General features: G+C 69.5%; 14 protein-coding genes. 7 read left to right on the top strand and 7 right to left on the bottom strand.

The features are described from left to right. Positions 1-519: 519 nt before the first annotated feature. Positions 520-1851, bottom strand: coding sequence for an acetyl-CoA hydrolase/transferase family protein (locus AC08OQ_RS07330; RefSeq protein WP_476598657.1), 1332 nt, complete (start codon positions 1849-1851; stop codon positions 520-522). Positions 1852-1953: 102 nt separating this feature from the next. Here AC08OQ_RS07330 and AC08OQ_RS07325 point away from each other — a divergent pair, with 102 nt between their 5' ends. After that, the gene (locus AC08OQ_RS07325; RefSeq protein WP_476598656.1) at positions 1954-3729 is read left to right on the top strand and encodes a sensor histidine kinase; all 1776 of its coding nucleotides are present in this window, start codon (positions 1954-1956) and stop codon (positions 3727-3729) included. Between the two features lie 103 nt (positions 3730-3832). On the opposite strand, the gene AC08OQ_RS07320 is transcribed toward AC08OQ_RS07325, so the two are convergent. Then, the gene (locus AC08OQ_RS07320; protein ID WP_476598654.1) at positions 3833-4570 is read right to left on the bottom strand and encodes a DUF427 domain-containing protein; all 738 of its coding nucleotides are present in this window, start codon (positions 4568-4570) and stop codon (positions 3833-3835) included. 298 nt (positions 4571-4868) lie between these two features. On the opposite strand from AC08OQ_RS07320, the gene AC08OQ_RS07315 reads away from it, so the two are divergent. The 3 genes from AC08OQ_RS07315 (at position 4869) to AC08OQ_RS07305 (ending at position 7807) form a co-directional block, all read left to right on the top strand. Then, complete coding sequence (locus tag AC08OQ_RS07315; protein ID WP_462186778.1) at positions 4869-5012, top strand: dsRBD fold-containing protein; 144 nt, start codon at positions 4869-4871, stop codon at positions 5010-5012. Between the two features lie 161 nt (positions 5013-5173). After that, positions 5174-6826, top strand: a complete 1653-nt coding sequence (locus AC08OQ_RS07310) for an LCP family protein (protein WP_476604433.1) — start codon at positions 5174-5176, stop codon at positions 6824-6826. Between the two features lie 219 nt (positions 6827-7045). Beyond that, positions 7046-7807, top strand: a complete 762-nt coding sequence (locus AC08OQ_RS07305; RefSeq protein WP_462186767.1) for a 3-hydroxyacyl-CoA dehydrogenase — start codon at positions 7046-7048, stop codon at positions 7805-7807. A gap of 6 nt (positions 7808-7813) precedes the next feature. On the opposite strand, the gene AC08OQ_RS07300 is transcribed toward AC08OQ_RS07305, so the two are convergent. Beyond that, positions 7814-10480: a valine--tRNA ligase gene (locus tag AC08OQ_RS07300; protein WP_476598651.1), complete on the bottom strand. Its 2667-nt coding sequence runs from the start codon at positions 10478-10480 to the stop codon at positions 7814-7816. Positions 10481-10668: 188 nt separating this feature from the next. On the opposite strand from AC08OQ_RS07300, the gene AC08OQ_RS07295 reads away from it, so the two are divergent. Next, positions 10669-11844 carry a PP2C family protein-serine/threonine phosphatase gene (locus tag AC08OQ_RS07295; protein ID WP_476598649.1) on the top strand — a complete coding sequence of 392 codons (1176 nt, stop codon included), beginning with the start codon at positions 10669-10671 and terminating at the stop codon, positions 11842-11844. Here the strand turns inward: AC08OQ_RS07295 and AC08OQ_RS07290 are convergent. The 4 genes from AC08OQ_RS07290 to AC08OQ_RS07275 all read right to left on the bottom strand — a co-directional run bounded on the left by AC08OQ_RS07290 (position 11753) and on the right by AC08OQ_RS07275 (position 17421). Then, entirely contained in the window at positions 11753-12298 is a 546-nt protein-coding gene (locus AC08OQ_RS07290) for a MerR family transcriptional regulator (protein ID WP_476604434.1), read from the bottom strand. The genes AC08OQ_RS07295 and AC08OQ_RS07290 overlap by 92 nt on opposite strands. An 80-nt stretch (positions 12299-12378) precedes the next feature. Then, positions 12379-14205 carry an MFS transporter gene (locus tag AC08OQ_RS07285; RefSeq protein WP_476598645.1) on the bottom strand — a complete coding sequence of 609 codons (1827 nt, stop codon included), beginning with the start codon at positions 14203-14205 and terminating at the stop codon, positions 12379-12381. 69 nt (positions 14206-14274) lie between these two features. Further along, entirely contained in the window at positions 14275-16494 is a 2220-nt protein-coding gene (gene recD2, locus AC08OQ_RS07280) for an SF1B family DNA helicase RecD2 (RefSeq protein ID WP_476598643.1), read from the bottom strand. 264 nt (positions 16495-16758) lie between these two features. Continuing rightward, the gene (locus AC08OQ_RS07275) at positions 16759-17421 is read right to left on the bottom strand and encodes a TetR family transcriptional regulator (RefSeq protein WP_476598641.1); all 663 of its coding nucleotides are present in this window, start codon (positions 17419-17421) and stop codon (positions 16759-16761) included. 96 nt (positions 17422-17517) lie between these two features. Here AC08OQ_RS07275 and AC08OQ_RS07270 point away from each other — a divergent pair, with 96 nt between their 5' ends. Next, the gene (locus AC08OQ_RS07270; protein WP_476598639.1) at positions 17518-18369 is read left to right on the top strand and encodes a 3-hydroxybutyryl-CoA dehydrogenase; all 852 of its coding nucleotides are present in this window, start codon (positions 17518-17520) and stop codon (positions 18367-18369) included. Positions 18370-18429: 60 nt separating this feature from the next. Beyond that, a complete protein-coding gene (locus AC08OQ_RS07265; protein WP_476598638.1) occupies positions 18430-19593 on the top strand; it encodes an acyl-CoA dehydrogenase family protein in 1164 nt (387 codons plus the stop codon). The last annotated feature ends 40 nt before the right edge of the window (positions 19594-19633 follow it).

Genomic DNA, 19633 nt, shown 5'->3' with positions numbered 1-19633 from the left:
GTTCTGAACTACGATCAGAACCCGTCCTGCGTCGCCAATGTCGGGAGATTCGGTTGAGTCGGCGTCAGGCGCCGACGTGAGAGTATTCGCAGCCGTAGCCAACGAGATAGTCCCGTCGCGTGTCTGTCCCACATTTTTCTCCCGAAGATGAACGACCCCGTTGCCCGCGGACTGTGGACCCATCCCTCCCTTTCCACTATGGCGAGGCTAGCGGCCGGCCTGGGCATCACCGGCGATTGAAAAACTTGCGTGTCGCGTCTTGGTGCCGGGCTCGGCCGATTCTCGCCACAGGAACGACAGAACTGACCGTTGGGGGCGGCTTATTCCAGCCATGCTGTTTGACGACGGCAGCCATGGCCGCCATGGATGCCGTGTTCGCGCCTTTAATGCCCGGGTCACTCTCGCGCTTTTTGACGCAAAGCCGCTCCTGGCAGCGGACCGCCAGTGACTTGTCGTGCGTTCCTCGGCTTTCTGGTCAGCTTACCGAATCAGACGGTCATCGAATCAGACGGTCCCGGATCAGACGGTCGACGATGCGCGGCCGGCGAGCAGTCCCAGCGACCCGGCCGCCTCCGTCAGGCCGGCTCGGGCGTCGGGGTGGGCGACGTGGTCGATGAGTCGGGCGGTCTGTTCGTGCTGACCACGCCCCCACACGGCCGCGGTCCCGTTCTCGGAGACGACGTAACTGTGCTGGAAACTGGTGACCGGGCTGGTAAGCCGCGGCAGCACACAGGAATCCCCCGACCGGGCATGCCGGCTCGGCAGGGCGATGATCGCCTTGCCGTCGGCCGCGTGCAGCGCGCCGACGACGAAGTCGGACTGCCCACCGAAGCCGGAGTAGATGCGGTTGCGGATCCAGGACGCGTTCGCCTGCGCATACAGGTCCACCTGCAGCGCGGTGTTGATCGAGGTCATCCGCGGCTGCCGGGCGATGACCCCCGGGTCGTTCACGATCTCGGTGCGTACCAGCAGCAACCGCGGATTGCGGTGCGCCCACGAGTAGAGCTCGGCCGACCCGAACAGGAACGAGGTCCGCAGCGGTGTCCCGGCGGCCAGCGCGCCGGAGGCTTCGAGCGCGAGCATGCCATCGGAAAAGGTCTCGGTCCACACGCGCAGATCCCGCCGGTCGACGAGGGCCGACAGCGTGGCGTTCGGGACACCGCCGATGCCGAGCTGCAGGGTCGCCCCGTCCTCGACGAGCGCGGCGACCCGCTCGCCGATCTGCCCGCGGACGTCGTCGACGAGCGTGACCGCGGGGCTGGCGAGCGGCTGCTCCACCTCCACGGCGAGGTCGACGTCGTCGATGCTCAGTTCACCGTCGCCGAAGGTGTAGGGCATCGACGGGTTGAGCTGGGCGACCACTAGTCCCCCGTGCGCGCGGGCCGCCTCGACCGCGGCCGGCAGGATGTTGACTTCGGTGCCGAGCGAGACCTTCCCTCCGTCGGGCACGCTGGTGTGCAACACGACGACGTCGGGCCGGTGGGTGGTCGCGAGCAGGCGGGGTACGAGGCTGAGCCGGTTGGGCAGGTAGTCGAGGCCGGGCACGTTGCGCATCGCCGGGCCGACGAACGCGGTCTCCGGCGTCACGCCGTCGCGCTCCGGCACGCCGCCCTGAGCGTTGATCATGAAGAGGCGGTATTCACTCACCACCGCGTCGATCACACGCAGCGCGACGAGCGGGGTAGCGAAGTTCCCCGCCGCCACGACCCGCGGCGTGGCCGACCGCCATCGGCCAGGACCGGCTACCCCAGGATCGGCTACCCCAGGACCGGCTCCACCGCCCGCACCGGAGCCTGCGGCGAGATGGGTCTCGACGCGGCGACCGAACTCCGCCTCGCTGACGATATCCATACCCGCATGGTGGCGTACCGGTGCGCGGCCGGCGAAGAATGGTCATCACCTCATCCCGCGGCTCATGCCGGCCCAGGCCCGGTCGGTTATCGTCTTGAGAACATGGAGTCCGAACGGGACCTCGCCTCCGCGGACGAAGGGACCTCCGATCTGGCCGGCACCGCACCGCCGCCAGGACCGCCGGGACCGCCGGGAGAGCTGATCTTTCCCGCGGTCGCTCGGCTCGAGCTCGACGAGCTTCTCGCCCAACTGGTGGACCGGGCCCAGGACGTTCTGGCCACTCAGAGCCGGCTGCACGGCCTGCTGCGAGCCAACCGGATGATCACCGCCGACCTCAGTCTCGACGTGGTGCTACGGCGCATCGTCGAGTCCGCGTGCGAGCTGGTCGACGCCCGCTACGGCGCGCTCGGGGTAATCTCCCGTGACGGTCGGCTCGAACAGTTCGTGCACGTCGGGATGGACCCGGGACTCGTCGAGACGATAGGGCGGCTGCCCCGGGGAGACGGCGTGCTGGGCCTGCTCATCGCGGAACCGCAGCCGGTGCGCCTCGACGACATCGCCGACCACCGCCAGGCGGTCGGTTTCCCCCCGGGCCATCCACCGATGCGGGCCTTCCTCGGGGTGCCGATCCGGGTCCGCAACGAGGTCTTCGGCAATCTCTACCTCACCGAGAAACGCGGCGGTCGGGTGTTCACCGCGGAGGACGAGGAGCTGGCGCTCGCGCTGGCCGCGAACGCCGGTGTGGCGATCGACAATGCCCGGCTGTTCGGGGAGGCCCAACATCGCCAGCAGTGGTCGCAGGCGTCCGCCGACATCACCCGGCATCTGCTCGCCGACGGCGACGACCCGCTGGAACTGATCGTCCAGCGGGCCCGCGACGTCGCCCGCGCGGACACGACGGCGCTGGCTCTCGGGTCGGAGACGGCGACCGAGCTGTCCTTCGACGTCGCCGCCGGGCAGGACGCGGACCTGCTGCGGGGCCGGCGGGTACCGATAGAGAGCTCGCTGGCCGGCCACGCGGTACGCGACCATGCGCCGCTGGTCGTCGCCGACGTCCGCGAACTGGCCGAATCCGAGGTCCACGACCTCGACATCGGGCCAACGATGATCGTTTCGCTGATCACGTCACATGTCACGTCCGGGGCGCTGATCCTCGCCCGGCGCCGTGGCGGTGACCTGTTCACGGACGCGGACCTGGAGCTGGCGGCCGCGTTCGCCGCGCACGTCGCGCTCGCGCTGGAACTCGCCCGCTCCCGAGCCGCACGCGGCCGGCTGTCCCTGCTGGAGGACCGCGACCGGATCGCCCGCGACCTGCACGACCACGTGATGCAACGCCTGTTCGCGGTGGCGATGGGCCTGCAGGGCCTCGCGGCCAGCGAGGAGCGGCCCACCCGGGCGGAGCGGATGAACACCTACGTGGAGGATCTCGACGAGACGGTACGGGAGATCCGCCACACCATCTTCGAGCTGCGGGGCCGGGCGGCACCGGCCACGGGCAGCGGCCTGCGGGCGCAGATCCTGGGCGTCATCGACGACATGACCGGCGCGTTCGGCTTCACCCCGCGGGTCCGGCTGGACGGACCGGTGGACACGATGATCGGTCCCACCCTCGGCGACCATCTGATCGCGGTCGTGCGTGAGGCGCTGTCCAACGCCGCCCGGCATGCCAAGGCGGGCAGTGTCGAGGTGACCGTGACCGCCGCGAGCGGCGCCGTCACCGTCGACGTGCTGGACGACGGGGTCGGCATCGGCTCCACCACCCGCCGCAGCGGGCTGGCGAACATGCGGGCCCGGGCGCAGGACCTCGGCGGGACCTTCGAACTCGGCCCGGGCCCCGACGGCGGCACCCAGCTGCGCTGGTCGGTGCCGACCAGCTGACCCGTCCGCAGATCCGCCAGCCGACGGATCTCACGGATTCGTCGCGGATTCGTGACGGATTCGTCACAGATCCGCGACGGATCTGTGCGTTCCCGGCGGGAGCTCAGGGAGTCACCGTCTTCTCCCCGTCCAGGAAGAGGTCGACGCGCTCTTCGTAGAAGCAGACCAGCCCGGCGATCCGGGCGCTCTCCGGGAACGGGGTCCGGTAGGTCCAGACGAGATCGGGGTACATCTTCCCGTCGATCTCGACCGAGTAGTACTCGGCGTGCCCCTTGTAGGGGCAGCTGGTCCGGGTGTCCGAGGGGCGGAGCAGGTCCTGCCGGGCGTCGGTGAGGGAAAAATAGTAGCGGGGCGGCAGGCCCGTCTCGAACAGGATGACGGGTCTGCGCGAGTCCGCGACGGTCACCCCGTCAACCTCGACCCGCACGTGCCGGGAGCTGGCGAGAGCGTCCACCCGGGTGTACGGGCTGCGCGGATGGACGTAGACCGGCTCGTCCTCCTCGAACCACCCGTCCATCGCGTTCCAGTCGAAGCGGACCAGGTCGCGCAGCCCCTCCAGCGGTGACTGCGGGTAGGACCAGGCCGCCTCGGGGGCGGTCGTCCCCGCCACGACGACGTCGTAGTAGACCGCCTCCCCCCGACTCGGCGAGTGCTCCACCCGCCCGGTAGGCGCCAGGGTCGCGCCGACGTCCGCTCTCGGCAGGTAGTACACAGGATGGTGGGGATTTTCCCAGACCAGCGCCGGGCGCGCCGTGTCCGCGACCAGCTGGCCGCCCAGATACGCCCGCACCCGCTTGCGGCCCTGTTCGAGCCGAACCCGCCCTCGTGCCTCAGTCGTCATCCGCTCGCCTCCCGTCCTCGCATTCAAACCGGCCCCTCCCGGGACCGGTTTCTTCTCTGGGCCAACCGGCGCGGCGCCCCGCGCCTTCCCGCCCCCCGTGTCACCGGGAAGCACGCGGGCACGTGACAACCAGGAAGAACTCATCCGAGGAGAGCTCGTCGGACGGAGGCCGAGATGACCACCACAAGAACCTGGACCGTGCAGATCTCCCTGACGGAGCAGGACGGCCGTACCCAGGCGGACGCGGCCCTGCACGGCAGCCGCCCGCGACGATCTACACGGGACGGGACAGGCCCGGCTGCACCCCGGGGAGCCCGACGTTCCCGAGATCGGGGACGAGGTGGCCGCCGCGCGCGCGTTGTCGGAGCTGGCACACCGCCTGCTCGACGCGGCCGCCGAAAATATCCAGGCGGCGATGGCGGGACCCGACCGGACTATGTGATCGTCGTCCGCCGCCGGCGGAGCCAGTGGAGCCGGCGGAGCCCACCGCCCGGATATGGCCAAACCCGGCTGAACCCCTCATCCGGGAGCATGAAACCATTCGTGTTACTTTCCGTGCTAGGCCGGACCCTGCTCGCCGGACCGCTCGAGGAGAGGCGGGAAGTGACCGCACCGCACCTGCAGAACGACTCCGCCGACCACGTGCGGGTGCTTCCGCCCCGGCTCGACCCGCGGGGATCGAGGTCCGGCCGGTCGGGATCCGGGTCGGCACGCGGCGGGCGGTCGGCGAGGCGTCGCGGGTTGCTGGTGTTCCTGGCCTTCGTGTCCTGCATCGTGTTCGTGGCCACGGTGGGAGGCTGGGCCGCGTACTTCTATGTCGACGGCAAGGTCAACCGGATCGATCTCGGCCTCGGTTCGAGCGGCGACTCCGGCGGAGTGGGGAGCGCGAACTACCTGCTGGTCGGGACCGACAGCCGGGCCGGTACTGACGGTAAATACGGGAACGCGCCGGGCCATCGCTCCGACACGACGATCCTCGCGCACCTGGCGAAGGACGGGACCACCACGATGGTCTCGTTCCCCCGTGACATGTACGTGCTGATCCCCGAGTACACCGACGACGCCGGCAAACACCACAAGGCCTGGCACGATAAGTTCAACGCCGCGATCTCCGTGGGCGGCCCGTCGCTGTTGGTGCGGACGGTGCAGAGCCTGACCGGCCTGCAGGTCGACCACTACCTCTCGATGGACCTGGCGGGCTTCAGGGCAATCACCGACGCCATCGGCGGTGTCCAGGTCTGCATCAAGCCGTCGGGCACGGAACCGAGCCGCTACCAGGACGACCGCGGGCGGTGGCGGGTGAGCACGAACACCAACGACCCGATGAGCGGATTCGTCGGCGGGCCGGGGACGATCCAGCTCGGCGGCGACCAGGCCCTGGCCTTCGTCCGTCAACGCCACGGCCTGCCGGACGGCGACTTCGACCGCATCCGCCGGCAGCAGCAGTTCATCGGTGCGATGTTCCGCAAGATCATGACAGGCGACACCCTGACGAACCCGGTCAAGACCGAGAAGCTGATGTCGGCGGCGGCGAGCGCGCTCACCCTCGACGACCACACCAGCATCGCCGACCTGCGCAGCCTCGGGACCCGAGTCCGCGGGCTGGCCACCGGGGGCCTCCAGATGCAGACCGTGCCCGTCCACGCGCCGACCCGTGCCGAGGGGGCGCTCGACGACAACGGCAACATCCGCCTGCACGGAGTCCCGGCCTCCGTGCAGTTCTACCGGCCGGACGACCTGCAGCGCATCGTCGCGCCGATGGGTGGCAAGGTCGAGGGCGCGAGTTCTACCACCGACGCCGGGAGCAGGGGGACCGGTCCGGCGCTCGCTCCCGGCGCCGCCGCCGCGCCCTCCCAGGTCCGGGTCGCCGTCTACAACGGCTCGTCGCGGGCCGGACTCGCGTCCAAGGTCACCGAGCAGCTGACCGCCAAGGGCTTCCACGCCCGCAACGCCGGCAACGCCTCGGTCCTCACCCACGAGACCTCCCGGGTGGTCTACGCCCCCGGGCAGGAGGCCAAGGCGAACACTGTCGCCGCGGCAGTGCCCGGCTCGGTCCTGCTCGCCGATGCGAGCATCACCGGTGTCCAGCTCGTCCTGGGCTCCGGCTTCACCGCGGTGGTGACGCCGAGTGTGACGGCCAGTGGGACCGCGCCCGCGCCGGCGGCACCAGCGGCCGGACCAGCGGCGGCCGGACCAGCGGCGCCGGGAGCGCAGGTGGGTGCGCCCTCGCCGGGCGCACCCACCTGCACCTACTGATTCTCCTGGTCCCGCCGGTAGAGTCCCACCGGCCCACGGGACCGCGGTCCGCCCGCGTGGCTTGCACTACTCTTCCGGGATGTGCACGTCTTCCGGGGTGTGCACGGATGGCCGCCTCCTCTGGCCGCGGTCGGGGGTCAGCCAGGTCGCTCCCCCAGCTCCACCCCGCACAGCCAAGGCCGAGCCTCCGGCCGGCGTCCCTCCCGGAGAGGAACTCACGTGCAGATCACGGATTCAGTCGCCGTGGTGACCGGCGGGGCTTCCGGCCTCGGCCTTGCCACCGCCACCCGGCTTGTCGACGCTGGTGCCAGCGTGGTCCTCCTCGACCTCCCGTCCTCGAACGGCGCGGCGGTCACGGAGAAGTTCGGCAGCTCGGTGCGATTCAGCCCCGGCGACGTCACCTCCGAGCAGGACGTGACGGCAGCTCTGGACGTGGCGGCCGAGCTGGGCCCGCTGCGCATCGCCGTCAACTGCGCCGGCATCAGCAACGCCGCCAAGACACTGAGCAAGGAAGGGCCGTTCCCGCTGACCATCTTCGAGCGGGTCGTCAAGGTCAACCTGATCGGCTCATTCAACGTCATCCGGCTCGCAGCCGAGCGGATCAGCAGGACCGAGGAGATCGACGGCGAGCGTGGCGTCATCATCAACACCGCGTCCGTGGCGGCGTTCGAGGGCCAGATCGGGCAGGCCGCCTACTCGGCGTCCAAGGGCGGCATCGTCGGCATGACGCTGCCGATCGCCCGCGACCTCGCCAGTCTGAAGATCCGCGTGGTGACCATCGCCCCTGGCCTGTTCGACACCCCGCTGCTCGCCTCGCTGCCGGAGCCGGCTCGCGTCTCCCTCGGCCAGCAGGTCCCGCACCCCTCGCGCCTGGGCTCCCCCGACGAGTACGGCCTGCTCGCAACCCAGATCATCGCGAACCCCATGCTCAACGGCGAGACCATCCGCCTCGACGGTGCCATTCGGATGGCACCCCGCTGAACGGGTTCACAGCGCCGCGAGCTGCTCGGCGAGGCGCGCAATCGAGGTCTCGGCGTCGAGCAGCCGCTGGCGGGTCTTTTCGACCACGGCGACCGGCGCGCGGCCGGTGAAGTTCGGGTTGGCGAGCTTCGCGGCGACCTGCTCCTTCTCCCTGCCGGCCTCGGCCAGCAGCTTGCTCAGCCGCGCCCGTTCGGCCGCCGTGTCAAGCGCGCCGGACAGGTCCAGGGCCACGCTGACCGATTCCAGGGCGACGGCGGGCCAGTCCCCCGGTAGTCGGTCGGCGACCGTGAGGTCGAGGGAGCACAGCGCCCCGATCTCCTCCCGCCACCCGGCCAGACCCCCAGCGCCGGCCGGGCCACCCGGACCGACCCGGTCACCTGGACCGACCCGGCCACCTGGACTGACCATGACCGCGGCCACCCGCCGGCCGGGGCGCAGCCGCTGGTTCGCCCGGAACTGCCGCAGCCCCGTCACGACCCGCCGGAGCCGGTCGATCTCGGCCTCGGCGGCCGGATCTGCGCGGCCGGCGATCGAGACCGGCCAAGGCGCGGTCACCACCGTCGTCCCCCCGGTCAATGCCGTCCACAGTTTTTCGGTCACGAACGGGATGACCGGATGCAGTAAGCGCAGCAGGACGTCGAAGCAGCGGCCCAGCACGGCCCGGGCCGGGTCCGCCGCCGGGCCACCCGCCCGCAGCGGGATCTTGGCCAGTTCGAGGTACCAGTCGAAGAGCTCGTCCCGGGCGAAATGGAAGAGCGTCTCGCAGGCCCTGGCGAACTCGAACTGTTCGTAGTAAGTGTCGACGTCGGCCACCACAGCCCGCAGCCGGGAGAGAATCCACCGGTCCGCGGCGGACAGCGGCCCGCCGGCGAACGGGTCCGCGGTCGGGTCGGCGCCGTTCATCAGCGCGAAACGGGTGGCGTTCCAGAGCTTGTTGACGAAGTTGCGGCTGGCGTCCACCGCCTCCTCGGACAGCGGGACGTCGGCCCCGGGATTGGCTCCCCGGGCCAGGGTGAAACGCAGCGCATCCGCGCCGTGGGAATCGATGAGCGCCAGCGGGTCGATCGCGTTTCCCCAGCTCTTGCTCATTTTCTTGCCGTGCACGTCCCGGATGAGCCCGGTCAGCGCCACTGTCCGGAAGGGCACGTCGGGCATCGTGTAGGAGGCGAGCATCATCATCCGGGCGACCCAGAAGAAAATGATGTCGTATCCGGTGAGCAGGACGGCGGTGGGATAGAAACGGCGCAGATCCGCCGTGTCCTGCGGCCAGCCCAGCGTGGAGAACGGCCACAGCCCGGACGAGAACCAGGTGTCGAGCACGTCGACGTCCTGGCGAATGCCGGTGGCGCCGCAGGTTCCGCAACGGTCGGGATCGAGCATCTTGTCCCCGGCGGGCGGCACGGTGACGTGCCCGTCCGAGCAGTACCAGACCGGGATGCGATGGCCCCACCACAGCTGGCGGCTGATGCACCAGTCATGCATGTCGTCGACCCAGCCGAAGAACCGCCCGGCGAGCTCCGGCGGGCTGATCGTGGTCCGACCGTCACGGACCATGTCCCCGGCGGCGCGGGCCAGCGTGGCGACCGCGACGAACCACTGCAGGGACAGCCGGGGTTCGACGACCGTCTGGCACCGGTCACAGTGCGGAACGGCGTGGAGGTAGGGCCGCCGCTCCGCAACGATGCGCCCCTCCGCCCGCAGTGCCGCGGTGATCGTGCTGCGCGCCTCGAACCGGTCGAGCCCCTGGAAGGGGCCGTGGGCGATGATGATGCCGCGCTCGTCCATCACAGTCAGGCTCGGCAGGCCGTGCCGCCGGCCGATCTCGAAATCGTTCGGATCATGGGCGGGGGTGACCTTCACCGCGCCGGTACCGAAGGCGGGATCGACGTGCTCGTCGGCGATGATCGGGATCCGCCGGCCCGTCAGCGGAAGCTCGATCTCGGTGCCGACGAGATGCGCGTACCGCTCGTCGCCCGGGTGCACGGCCACCGCCGTGTCACCGAGCATCGTCTCCACCCGGGTGGTCGCCACCGTCACCGGGCCGTAGGAGATCGAGACGAGCTCGCCCTCCTCCTCGAACGCGTCGACCTCGATGTCCGACAGGGCGGTCAGGCAACGGGGGCACCAGTTGATGATCCGTTCTACCCGGTAGATGAGCCCGTCGTGGTACAGGCGGGCGAACATGGTGCGCACGGCCCGGCACAGGCCCTCGTCCATCGTGAACCGCTCGCGGGTCCAGTCGACGCCGGCCCCGAGGCGGCGCATCTGCTCGCCGATGGTGCCGCCGTAGGACTCCTTCCACGCCCACACGCGCTCGACGAACGCCTCGCGCCCGAGATCGTGCCGGCTCCTGCCCTCCCGCGCCAGCGCCCGCTCGACGACGTTCTGGGTCGCGATGCCGGCGTGGTCCGTGCCGGGCAGCCACAGCACGTCGTAGCCCTGCATCCGCCGCCGCCGGGTCAGCGCGTCCATGAGCGTGTGCTGGAAGGCGTGGCCCATGTGCAGCGAACCGGTGACATTGGGCGGCGGGATGACGATGCAGTATGGCGGACGCCCGGGCGCGCCGGTGGGAGTGAAGACACCCTGCTCGATCCAGCGCCGGTACAGCCCGGACTCTACCGACGACGGCGCGTACGTCGTCGGCAGATCAAGACGGATACCAGGCGTGGTCATGTGGGCCAGTGTATGAGGAGGCACCGACCTGATCGGCGGGAGAACCGACCGCGCTGGCTGGTGAGGACCCCTGGAAGCAGGGCTTCGGCGGGTTCGGTCCGGACCGCTCGCGGGTAGACAGACAACCATGCGGCCTAGCCAAGGCGAGATCCCCGGGCGGATCTCCCGGGGGTGCTGAGGGTGCTGCGGTGCTGAGGGTGCTGCGCTGGTTCGCCCCGATCGCCCCGTTGCTCATACTCGCCCTGGTGGTCGGACTGCACCTGAGCAACCCAGAATGGAACATGCTCGGACTCGCGATTCTGAGCCCCATGCTCGCGGCCACGTTCGCCGGCCCCCGGCTGACCGCCGGCTACGGGGTGGCGGCGATCCTGGCGGGCATCCTGCTGAGTCTGCACAATGACCTGTTCGGCCGGAGCGGCGGTGGCCCGACGGCCCAGGTGGTCCGGTTGGTCGGGGTCACGGCCGGCGGAGTGATGGCCGTCCTGGTCAGCCGGTACAACATCCGACGCGAGACGAAGCTGCAGAACGTCACTCGGGTGGCCGAGGTGGCGCAGCAGACGATCCTCAGTCCCGTCCCGTCGTCGTCCGGCGGGCTGCGGTTCGCCGTCCGCTACGAGAGTGCCACCGTGGAGGCCATGATCGGTGGGGATCTGTACGAGGTCGTCGACAGCCCGTGGGGAACCCGCCTGCTCATTGGTGACGTACGGGGCAAGGGGCTCGATGCCGTGCGGATCGCGAGCCGGGTGCTCAGCTGCTTCCGGCTGATGAGTCGACACACGGGCGACCTGCGCGATCTGCTGGCGAACCTCGACGCGGAGGTCGCCGATGTCAGCGGCCTGGACGACTTCGTCACCGCGGTCGTCGGACAGGTCGACGGCAGCCGTCTGACGCTGGCGAACGCGGGACATCCCGATCCCGTTCTCGTTCGTGCCGGGCAGGCGGATCTGCTCACCGTCTCGTCCAGGCTGCCACCGCTCGGGCTGATCACGGACGGGAGCAACGTGACGGACGCCGCGCTGCGGGCGGGGGATCGCCTGCTGCTCTATACCGACGGCATCACCGAGGCACGCGCCCCCACGACCAGTGCCTTCTTCCCCCTACTACCCGCGGTCGAGGCCGCGTTCGCCCACGCGTCACTCGACGAGGCGCTGACCGATCTCGCCGACCGGGTCCGGGACTGGACGCGATCGACACTGAACGACGATGTGGCGCTCCTGGCGGTCGAGGTTCCCGGACCGACCCGGCACGCCGGCCCAACCGACGATCGGGTGATCACTGGGAACTGTCGGCGACCCCCTTGGCCAGCCGGTCCGCCCGCTCAATCCGTTCGTCGATCTCGTCACGGAAGGCCACCAGCCGGCTGATTTTCTCGTCGATCTCGACACGGAGCCTCCGGTAGGCCGACGTGCCCTCGGTCAGCAGCCGGATGCGGTCCGCGTTGTCGGACGCCGCGTGGTACTCCTGCCGGACCTGGACGAGATCCGCACGATCCTCGTAGGCGAGGATCGTGCGGATCTCGTCCAGGTTGAAGCCGAGCAGCGTCTGCAGCTCGCGGATGCGCCGCACCCGGGCGAGGTCGGAATCCGCGTACAGCCGGTTCCCGCCCAGGGTGCGCCCAGACGGGGTGAACAGCCCCACCTCCTGGTAGTACCGCAGGGCCCGCACCGAGACGCCCAGCTCCTGCGCGGCCTGACCGATCCCGCGCAGGTCACGAGCCGCGTCCTTGGCCGCGTCCCTGACCGCATCCTTGGCCGCGCTCTTGGCTGCGTCGCCGTCCCGCACCAGGCGATTGTCCCGCATGACGCCATCGGCCCGCATGACGCCATCGGCGGCTCTGATCATCGACGTCGGGGCCTTTCTCGCGCTCAGCCTGTCCCGCGCTCGGCATGTCTCGCGGCCTATCGCTCGGCGACCAGGGGGCTGCTCGGAAGAGCACTCCCGGCACCGTCCTCCATCGCCGCGATGTCGCCCGCGCCGGCCAGCCCCTCGGCCGTCTCTTCGAGCAGTGGACGGCGCACGTGCGGCCGGTCCTTCCCGCGCAGCCAGGAGAAGCCCGCGGCGACCAGGCAGACGACGGCGGCGAAGGCGAAGCACAAACCGTCACCGAACGGCCCGGAGATGATGTTCGGGAAGAAGGTGTGCCCGGTGAGGAAGTCGGCCTTCGCCGGGTCGAGCTGCGACAGGGTGTCCGGGCCGAGCAGTCGCTCGGTGGGGTTGTACCCGAGGAATACGGCGAACAGGCTGCCGATCGGCGGCAGGTTCGCCAGCTCGTGCGCCTTCGCCGGGGAGACGCCCTGCCCGACAAGCCCGGAGTACATGGCGTCCGGAAGGCTGGCGGCCAGCCCGAGCGCGATGATGGTGAAGAAGACACCGATGGACAGCACGCTGGCCGAGTTCTGGAACGTGTTGAGCATGCCGGCACCGGCACCGCGCTGGTTGGGCGGCAGGGTGTTCATCACGCTGCTGGTGTTCGGCCCCGCGAACAGGCCCATGGACAGACCCATCAGCAACATGATCAACGCGAACCACGGATAGTCGAAGTCGATGGGAATGGCGTCGAACAGCAGGAACGCCACCGCCGTGATCACCAGCCCCAGGGTGGCGAACGGACGCGCACCGTAGCGGTCGGCGAACCGGCCGGCCAGCGGCCCCGCCACCAGGAATCCGACGGTCACCGGAATCAGGTAGATGCCGGCCCACAGCGGGGTCTTCTCGAAGCTGTAGCCATGCAGCGGCAACCAGATCCCCTGCAGCCAGATGATCAATATGAACTGCAGACCACCACGGGCGAGCGCGCCGAGCAGGGCCGCGATGCTGCCCATGGTGAAGGTCCGGCTCCGGAACAGGTCCAGGCGGAACATCGGGTCGGCGGAGCGCAGCTCGATGACGACGAAGCCGATCAGCACCGCGAGACCGCCAAACAGGCAGCTCAGCACGAACGGCTTGGTCCAGCCCATCGTGTGACCGCCATAGGGCTGCAGCCCGTAGACGATGCCGGTCAGGATCGCGATGAGGCCGACCGCGAACGTGATGTTGCCGGCCCAGTCGATCCGGGCCTGGGTGCGCGCCCCGTTGTCGCGCAGCTTCAGGTAGGCCCAGGTCGTCCCGAAGATGCCGAACGGCACCGAGACAAGAAAGACCAGATGCCATTCGACCGGCGCCAGCAAACCTCCGATCAACAGCCCCAGAAATGATCCGACGATCGCCGCGACGCCGTTGACCCCCAGGGCGAGCCCGCGTTCGTTCTCCGGGAAGGTGTCAGTGATGATCGCGCTGGAGTTGGCGAAGAGGAAGGCACCGCCCACGCCCTGCAGCACCCGCATGATGCTGATCCACCAGGCGACTGCCGTGCCATGCATCCAGGTGACGGCGAGCAGGATCGAGAAAAGCGTGAAGATCGCGAAGCCGAGGTTATACATCCGCACCCGGCCGAACATGTCGCCGACCCGCCCCAGACTCACCACGAGCACCGAGGTGACCAGCAAGAATCCCATCAGGATCCAGAGGAAGTACGAGGTGTTCTCCGGTGCGAGCGGGTCTATCTCGATTCCCCGGAAGATGTCCGGAAGGGCGATGAGAAGAATCGAACTGTTGATCGTCACCATCAGGATGCCGATGGTCGCGTTCGACAGCGCGATCCACTTGTAGTTGTCCGGACCGGGCCGGGCCAGGACCTCGTCGGCCCCGAGCGGCAGGATGCCGGCGGCGGTGTCGGAAGTCGTCACCGCACGAAGGTAGCGTCTCCATCTAACGTCAGCGGCAGATGTGACCTGGTTCATAGCGGTGCTTACCGTTCACCCGCTACGCAGCCGGTGGTCAAGCGCGGTGTGCCGCTGGCCGTGACCGGCGGCCCGCACCGCCTGGCCGATCGCCCGGCGGGACCCCACCAGCACAACCAGCTTCTTCGCCCGGGTGACGGCCGTGTAGAGCAGGTTGCGTTGCAGCATCATCCAGGCGCTGGTGGTGAGCGGGATGACGACCGCGGGGTACTCACTGCCCTGGGAGCGGTGGATCGTCACCGCGTAGGCGTGGGTCAGCTCGTCGAGCTCCCCGAAGTCGTAGTCGATGTCCTCGTCCTCGTCGGTCCGGATGGTGAGCGTCTGGTTTTCCACATCCAGCGCGGTGACCACGCCGAGAGTGCCGTTGAAGACCCCGCTCGCGCCCTTGTCGTAGTTGTTGCGCACCTGCGTGACCTTGTCGCCGACCCGGAACGTCCGGCTGCCAAAGCGCCGCTCGGCCACGTTCGGGCGGGACGGCGTCAGGGCCTCCTGCAGCAGGGTGTTCAGCGCGCCGGCCCCCGCCGGGCCGCGGTGCATCGGGGTCAGCACCTGCACGTCCCGGCGCGGATCGAACCCGAACTTCGCCGGGATCCGCCGGGCGACCACCTCCGCGGTGGTCTTCGCCGCCTCCTCCGCCTCCTCGGCGGCGAACAGGAAGAAGTCGGGCAGTCCCCGGACCAGCGGATAGTCGCCGCGGTTGATGCGGTGCGCGTTGGTCACCACCCCGGACTCGGTCGCTGCTCGGAAGACCTGGGTGAGCCGGACATGCGGGATCGGCGTCCCCTCGGCGAGCAGGTCGCGCAGCACCTGGCCGGCACCGACCGACGGCAGCTGGTCGACGTCGCCGACCAGCAGCAGATGCGCGCCGGGCGGAACCGCCTTGGCAAGCTTGTTCGCCAGCAGCAGGTCGACCATCGACGCCTCGTCGACGACGATCAGGTCGGCGTCGAGCGGGCGGTCCCGGTCGAAGGCGGCGTCACCGCCCGGCCGCAGCTCCAGCAGCCGGTGCACCGTCGATGCCTCGTGCCCGGTCAGCTCGGTCAGCCGCTTCGCGGCCCGGCCGGTCGGCGCGGCGAGGATCACCTTCGCCTGCCGGGCCAGCGCGAGCGTCACGATGGAGCGGACGGTGAAACTCTTGCCGCAGCCCGGTCCCCCCGTCAGCACGGCGACCTTGGACGTCAGGGCAAGCTGCACCGCATCGCGCTGTGCCGGCGCGAGCTCGACCCCGGTCCGCTCCCGCAGCCAGCCCAACGCCCGGTCCCAGTCCACCGAGGCGAAGGCGGCCAACCGGTCCGCGCCGGTGTTCAGCAGGCGGCGCAACTGGCCGGCGACGGAGATCTCGGCCCGGTGGAAGGGCACCAGGTAGATCGCGGCCGTCGGCGTCGCCGGATCCTCGCTCGGAACCTCCTCCCGGACGACCCCGTCCTCGGCGACCAGCTCCCCCAGGCACTCGATGACGTCGCCGGTGTCGACCTGGAGAATCTGCACGGCGTCGCTGATGAGCCGGGGTTCGGGCAGAAAGCAGTGGCCACCGCCGTCGGTGGCCTCGGACAGCGTGAACAGCAGGCCAGCCTTGATCCGCTGCGGACTGTCATGCGGAATCCCCACCGCCTTCGCGATGGTGTCCGCGGTGCGGAACCCGATGCCCCAGACGTCCGTGGCCAGCCGGTAGGGCTCATTGCGCACCACACCGATCGACGCGTCCCCGTACTGTTTGTAGATCCGCACCGCCAGCGAGGTGGACACACCCACCCCCTGAAGAAAGACCATCACCTCCTTGATGGCCTTCTGTTCCTCCCACGCCTCGGCGATCGCCCTGGTACGCTTCGGGCCGAGCTTCGGCACCTCGATGAGCCGTTCCGGCTCCTTTTCGATGACGTCCAGCGCCGCGACCCCGAAATGCTCGACGATGCGTTCGGCCAGGCGCGGACCGATGCCCTTGATGAGGCCCGAGCCGAGATAGCGCTGCACGCCCTGGACGGTCGCCGGCAGCACGGTCGTGTAATCCTCGACCTGGAACTGGCGGCCGTACTGCGGGTGCGAGCCCCATCGCCCCCGCATCCGTAGCGACTCCCCCGGCTGCGCGCCGAGCAACGCCCCGACGACGGTCACCAGGTCGCCGCCGCGCCCGGTGTCGACCCGCGCGACCGTGTAGCCGGTCTCCTCGTTGGCATAGGTGATCCGTTCCAGCACCGCATCGAGGACCGCGCCACGGAAGGGTTCGCGTCCGGTCATGGCAGCCGCCGGGACGCCGGGACGATGAGAATCACCGCTTCCTCGGGGTGGGACAAGACGATCTCCAGCTTCGGATGGGGTAGCAGGGTAACGGACCGAGCGGGGCAACGAACAGAGCGGCCGGGGCGGGCGGTGTCCGCCCCGGACCGTGTGCCCATCCTGCCCTTCGGTCGATCGCCACCGTTCCCCGGCGCGGTCCGGCCGTCCCCTTCCGTGACCAGTACCGCGAAGTAGGTCCGCCGGCATCCTTTTCAGACACCCTCGCTAGCTCAAGGGGCGCCGCTGTTCCTCGTCAAGTGCCCGACGCAACCGGGTGACCACGGCGTCCACGCCGGCGGAGGTGCGGAATACGACGACGGCTGTCCCGGCTTCGGCAGGTGTTTCGAGATGCTCGAGCGCCACCTCCATCGCACGGTTGCACTCCTCGCCGGGGGAGGTGGTCTCGCCTCGGAGCCAGCGTCGGAGCACATGGTTGTGGGCGGTGACGATGGCCGCGGACACCAGCTCGGCACGCAGGGCGCCGTCGGGCTCGTTGCCCATCCAGTCGCGCAGGAACCTGGCGAACAGGCGCTGATACTGCCGGATGCCGGCCACCTCGCGGGCGCGGAGTACAGGGACGGTGCTGGTCAGGCGGTAGCGGGCGCGGGCGAGCTCGCCCTCGGCGAGGTAGTGCTGCAGCACGATGCGGGCGGCCTCCGCGAGAGCGAGCCCGCGGGTCTCTGGAGCGGCGGTCGCGAGCCGGGCTTCGATGTGGCCGAGCAGCACGTCGTGCTCGGGAAAGATCACGTCCTCCTTGGACCGGTAGATCCGGAAGAACGTCGTCCGACCGACGCCCGCGCGTTGCGCGATGTCGTCGACCGTCGTGCCCTCGAAGCCACGCTCCTCGAAAAGCTCGAACGCCGCCGCGACGAGCCTGTCCTTGGCCAAGCGGGCCGGCTGCTGCTCCACGGCACCGAAATTACTTGGTGGTACGTAGTTCCACAACTATGATACTGCGTACCACCACCGTGGAGGAGGAGCCAGGTGAACGCCATCAACAAGGTCGGTGTCGTCGGCTGTGGCCTGATGGGTGCCGGGATCGCCGAGGTCTGCGCCCGCGCCGGCAAGGACGTGGTCGTCGTGGAGATGACCACGCCCGCCGTGGCCGCGGGACGGCAGCGTCTGGAGACATCACTGTCCCGCGCGGAGAGCCGCGGCAAGGTGGCCAGCGCCGCGGAGGTGCTCGCACGCATCCAGGTCGTCGAGGACATCGAGGCCCTGGCCGACCGCGGCCTCGTGGTGGAGGCGATCGTCGAGAACGAGACCGCCAAGTCCGCGCTGTTCAAGCGACTCGACGACGTCGTCAAGGACCCGGACGCGGTGCTGGCCTCCAACACCTCCTCCATTCCGATCATGAAGCTCGCCGTGGCCACCGAACGGCCCACCCACGTCCTGGGTATCCACTTCTTCAACCCGGTCCCGGTGCTGTCCCTGGTCGAGCTGGTGCCGAGCCTGCTGACCGACCCGGAGACGACCGAGCGGGCGCGGGCGTTCGTGCAGGACGATCTGGGCAAGCACGCCATCGACTGCCAGGACCGGGCGGGCTTCGTGGTCAACGCCCTGCTGATCCCGTTCGTGCTCTCGGCGATCCGGATGCTGGAGTCCGGGTTCGCCACGGCCGAGGACATCGACCAGGGACTGGTCCGTGGTGCCGCCCACCCGCAAGGACCACTGGCGCTGGCTGACCTGATCGGGCTGGACACCACCAAGGCGGTGGCCGAGTCGCTGTACGAGGAGTTCAAGGAACCCCTCTATGCGCCGCCGCCGCTGCTGGCCCGCATGGTCGACGCTGGCCTGCTGGGCCGCAAGACCGGCCGTGGCTTCTACACCTACTGAGCGCCCTAGTAACTGAAGTAACTGAGCGCCCTGGTAAGCGACCTAGCGAGCGAGGAACCCATGACCGCCACCGACTTCGACCTGTACCGACTCAGCGACGAGCACCTCGAGCTGCGCGACGCCGTACGCACCCTGGCCTACGACAAGATCGCGCCGTACGCCACCCACGTCGACGCCCACAGCCGGTTCCCGCAGGAGGCCTACGACGCGCTGGTGGCCTCCGACTTCCACGCGCCCCACGTCCCCGCCGAGTACGACGGCGTCGGCGCCGACGCGCTCGCCACCTGCATCGTCATCGAGGAGGTCGCCCGCGTCTGCGCGTCCTCCTCCCTGATCCCCGCCGTGAACAAGCTCGGCAGCCTCCCGCTCATCCTCGGCGGCACCGACGACCTGAAACAGCGATACCTCCCACCGCTGGCCCGCGGCGAGGCCGCCTTCTCCTACGGCCTCTCCGAACGTGAGGCCGGCTCCGATACCGCTGCGATGAAGACCCGCGCCGTCCGCGACGGCGACCACTGGGTGCTCTCCGGGCAGAAGTCCTGGATCACCAACGCGGGGATCTCCGAGTACTACACCGTGCTCGCCGTCACCGACCCCGACGGCCGACGCGGCGCCAACATCAGCGCTTTCATCGTGGAGAGCTCCGACCCGGGCTTCTCCGTCGGCAGCCCGGAGAAGAAGCTGGGCATTAAGGGCTCTCCGACCCGCGAGCTGCTCTTCGACGACTGTCGCATTCCCGAGGACCGTCTCATCGGGGAGCTCGGTCACGGCCTCCGGCTGGCACTGCGTACTCTCGACCACACTCGGGTGACCATCGGTGCACAAGCCATCGGCATCGCCCAGGGCGCGCTCGACCTCGCCCTGGACTACGTCAAGGAGCGCAAGCAGTTCGGCAAGCGCATCGCGGACTTCCAGGGGATCCAGTTCATGCTTGCCGACATGGCCATGGCGCTGGAGGCCGCGCGCCAGATGGTGTATGTCGCCGCCGCCAAGTCCGAGCGGGAGGACGCCGACCTCACGTTCTTCGGCGCCGCCGCCAAGTGTCTGGCGTCGGACACCGCCATGCAGGTGACCACCGACGCCGTACAGCTACTCGGCGGCTACGGCTACACCCAGGACTTCCCCGCCGAACGGCTCATGCGGGACGCGAAGATCACCCAGATCTACGAAGGTACCAACCAGATCCAGCGCATCGTCATGGCCCGCCAGCTCCTCGCCGGCTAACTCCGCTGGCTCTACCTAGATCTGTCTTCCGCACATGGGG

Source organism: Frankia sp. CcCS3 (genome assembly GCF_977927575.1).
The sequence above is the reverse complement of the archived record's forward strand: the minus strand, read 5'-3'. Positions and strand labels throughout refer to the sequence as shown.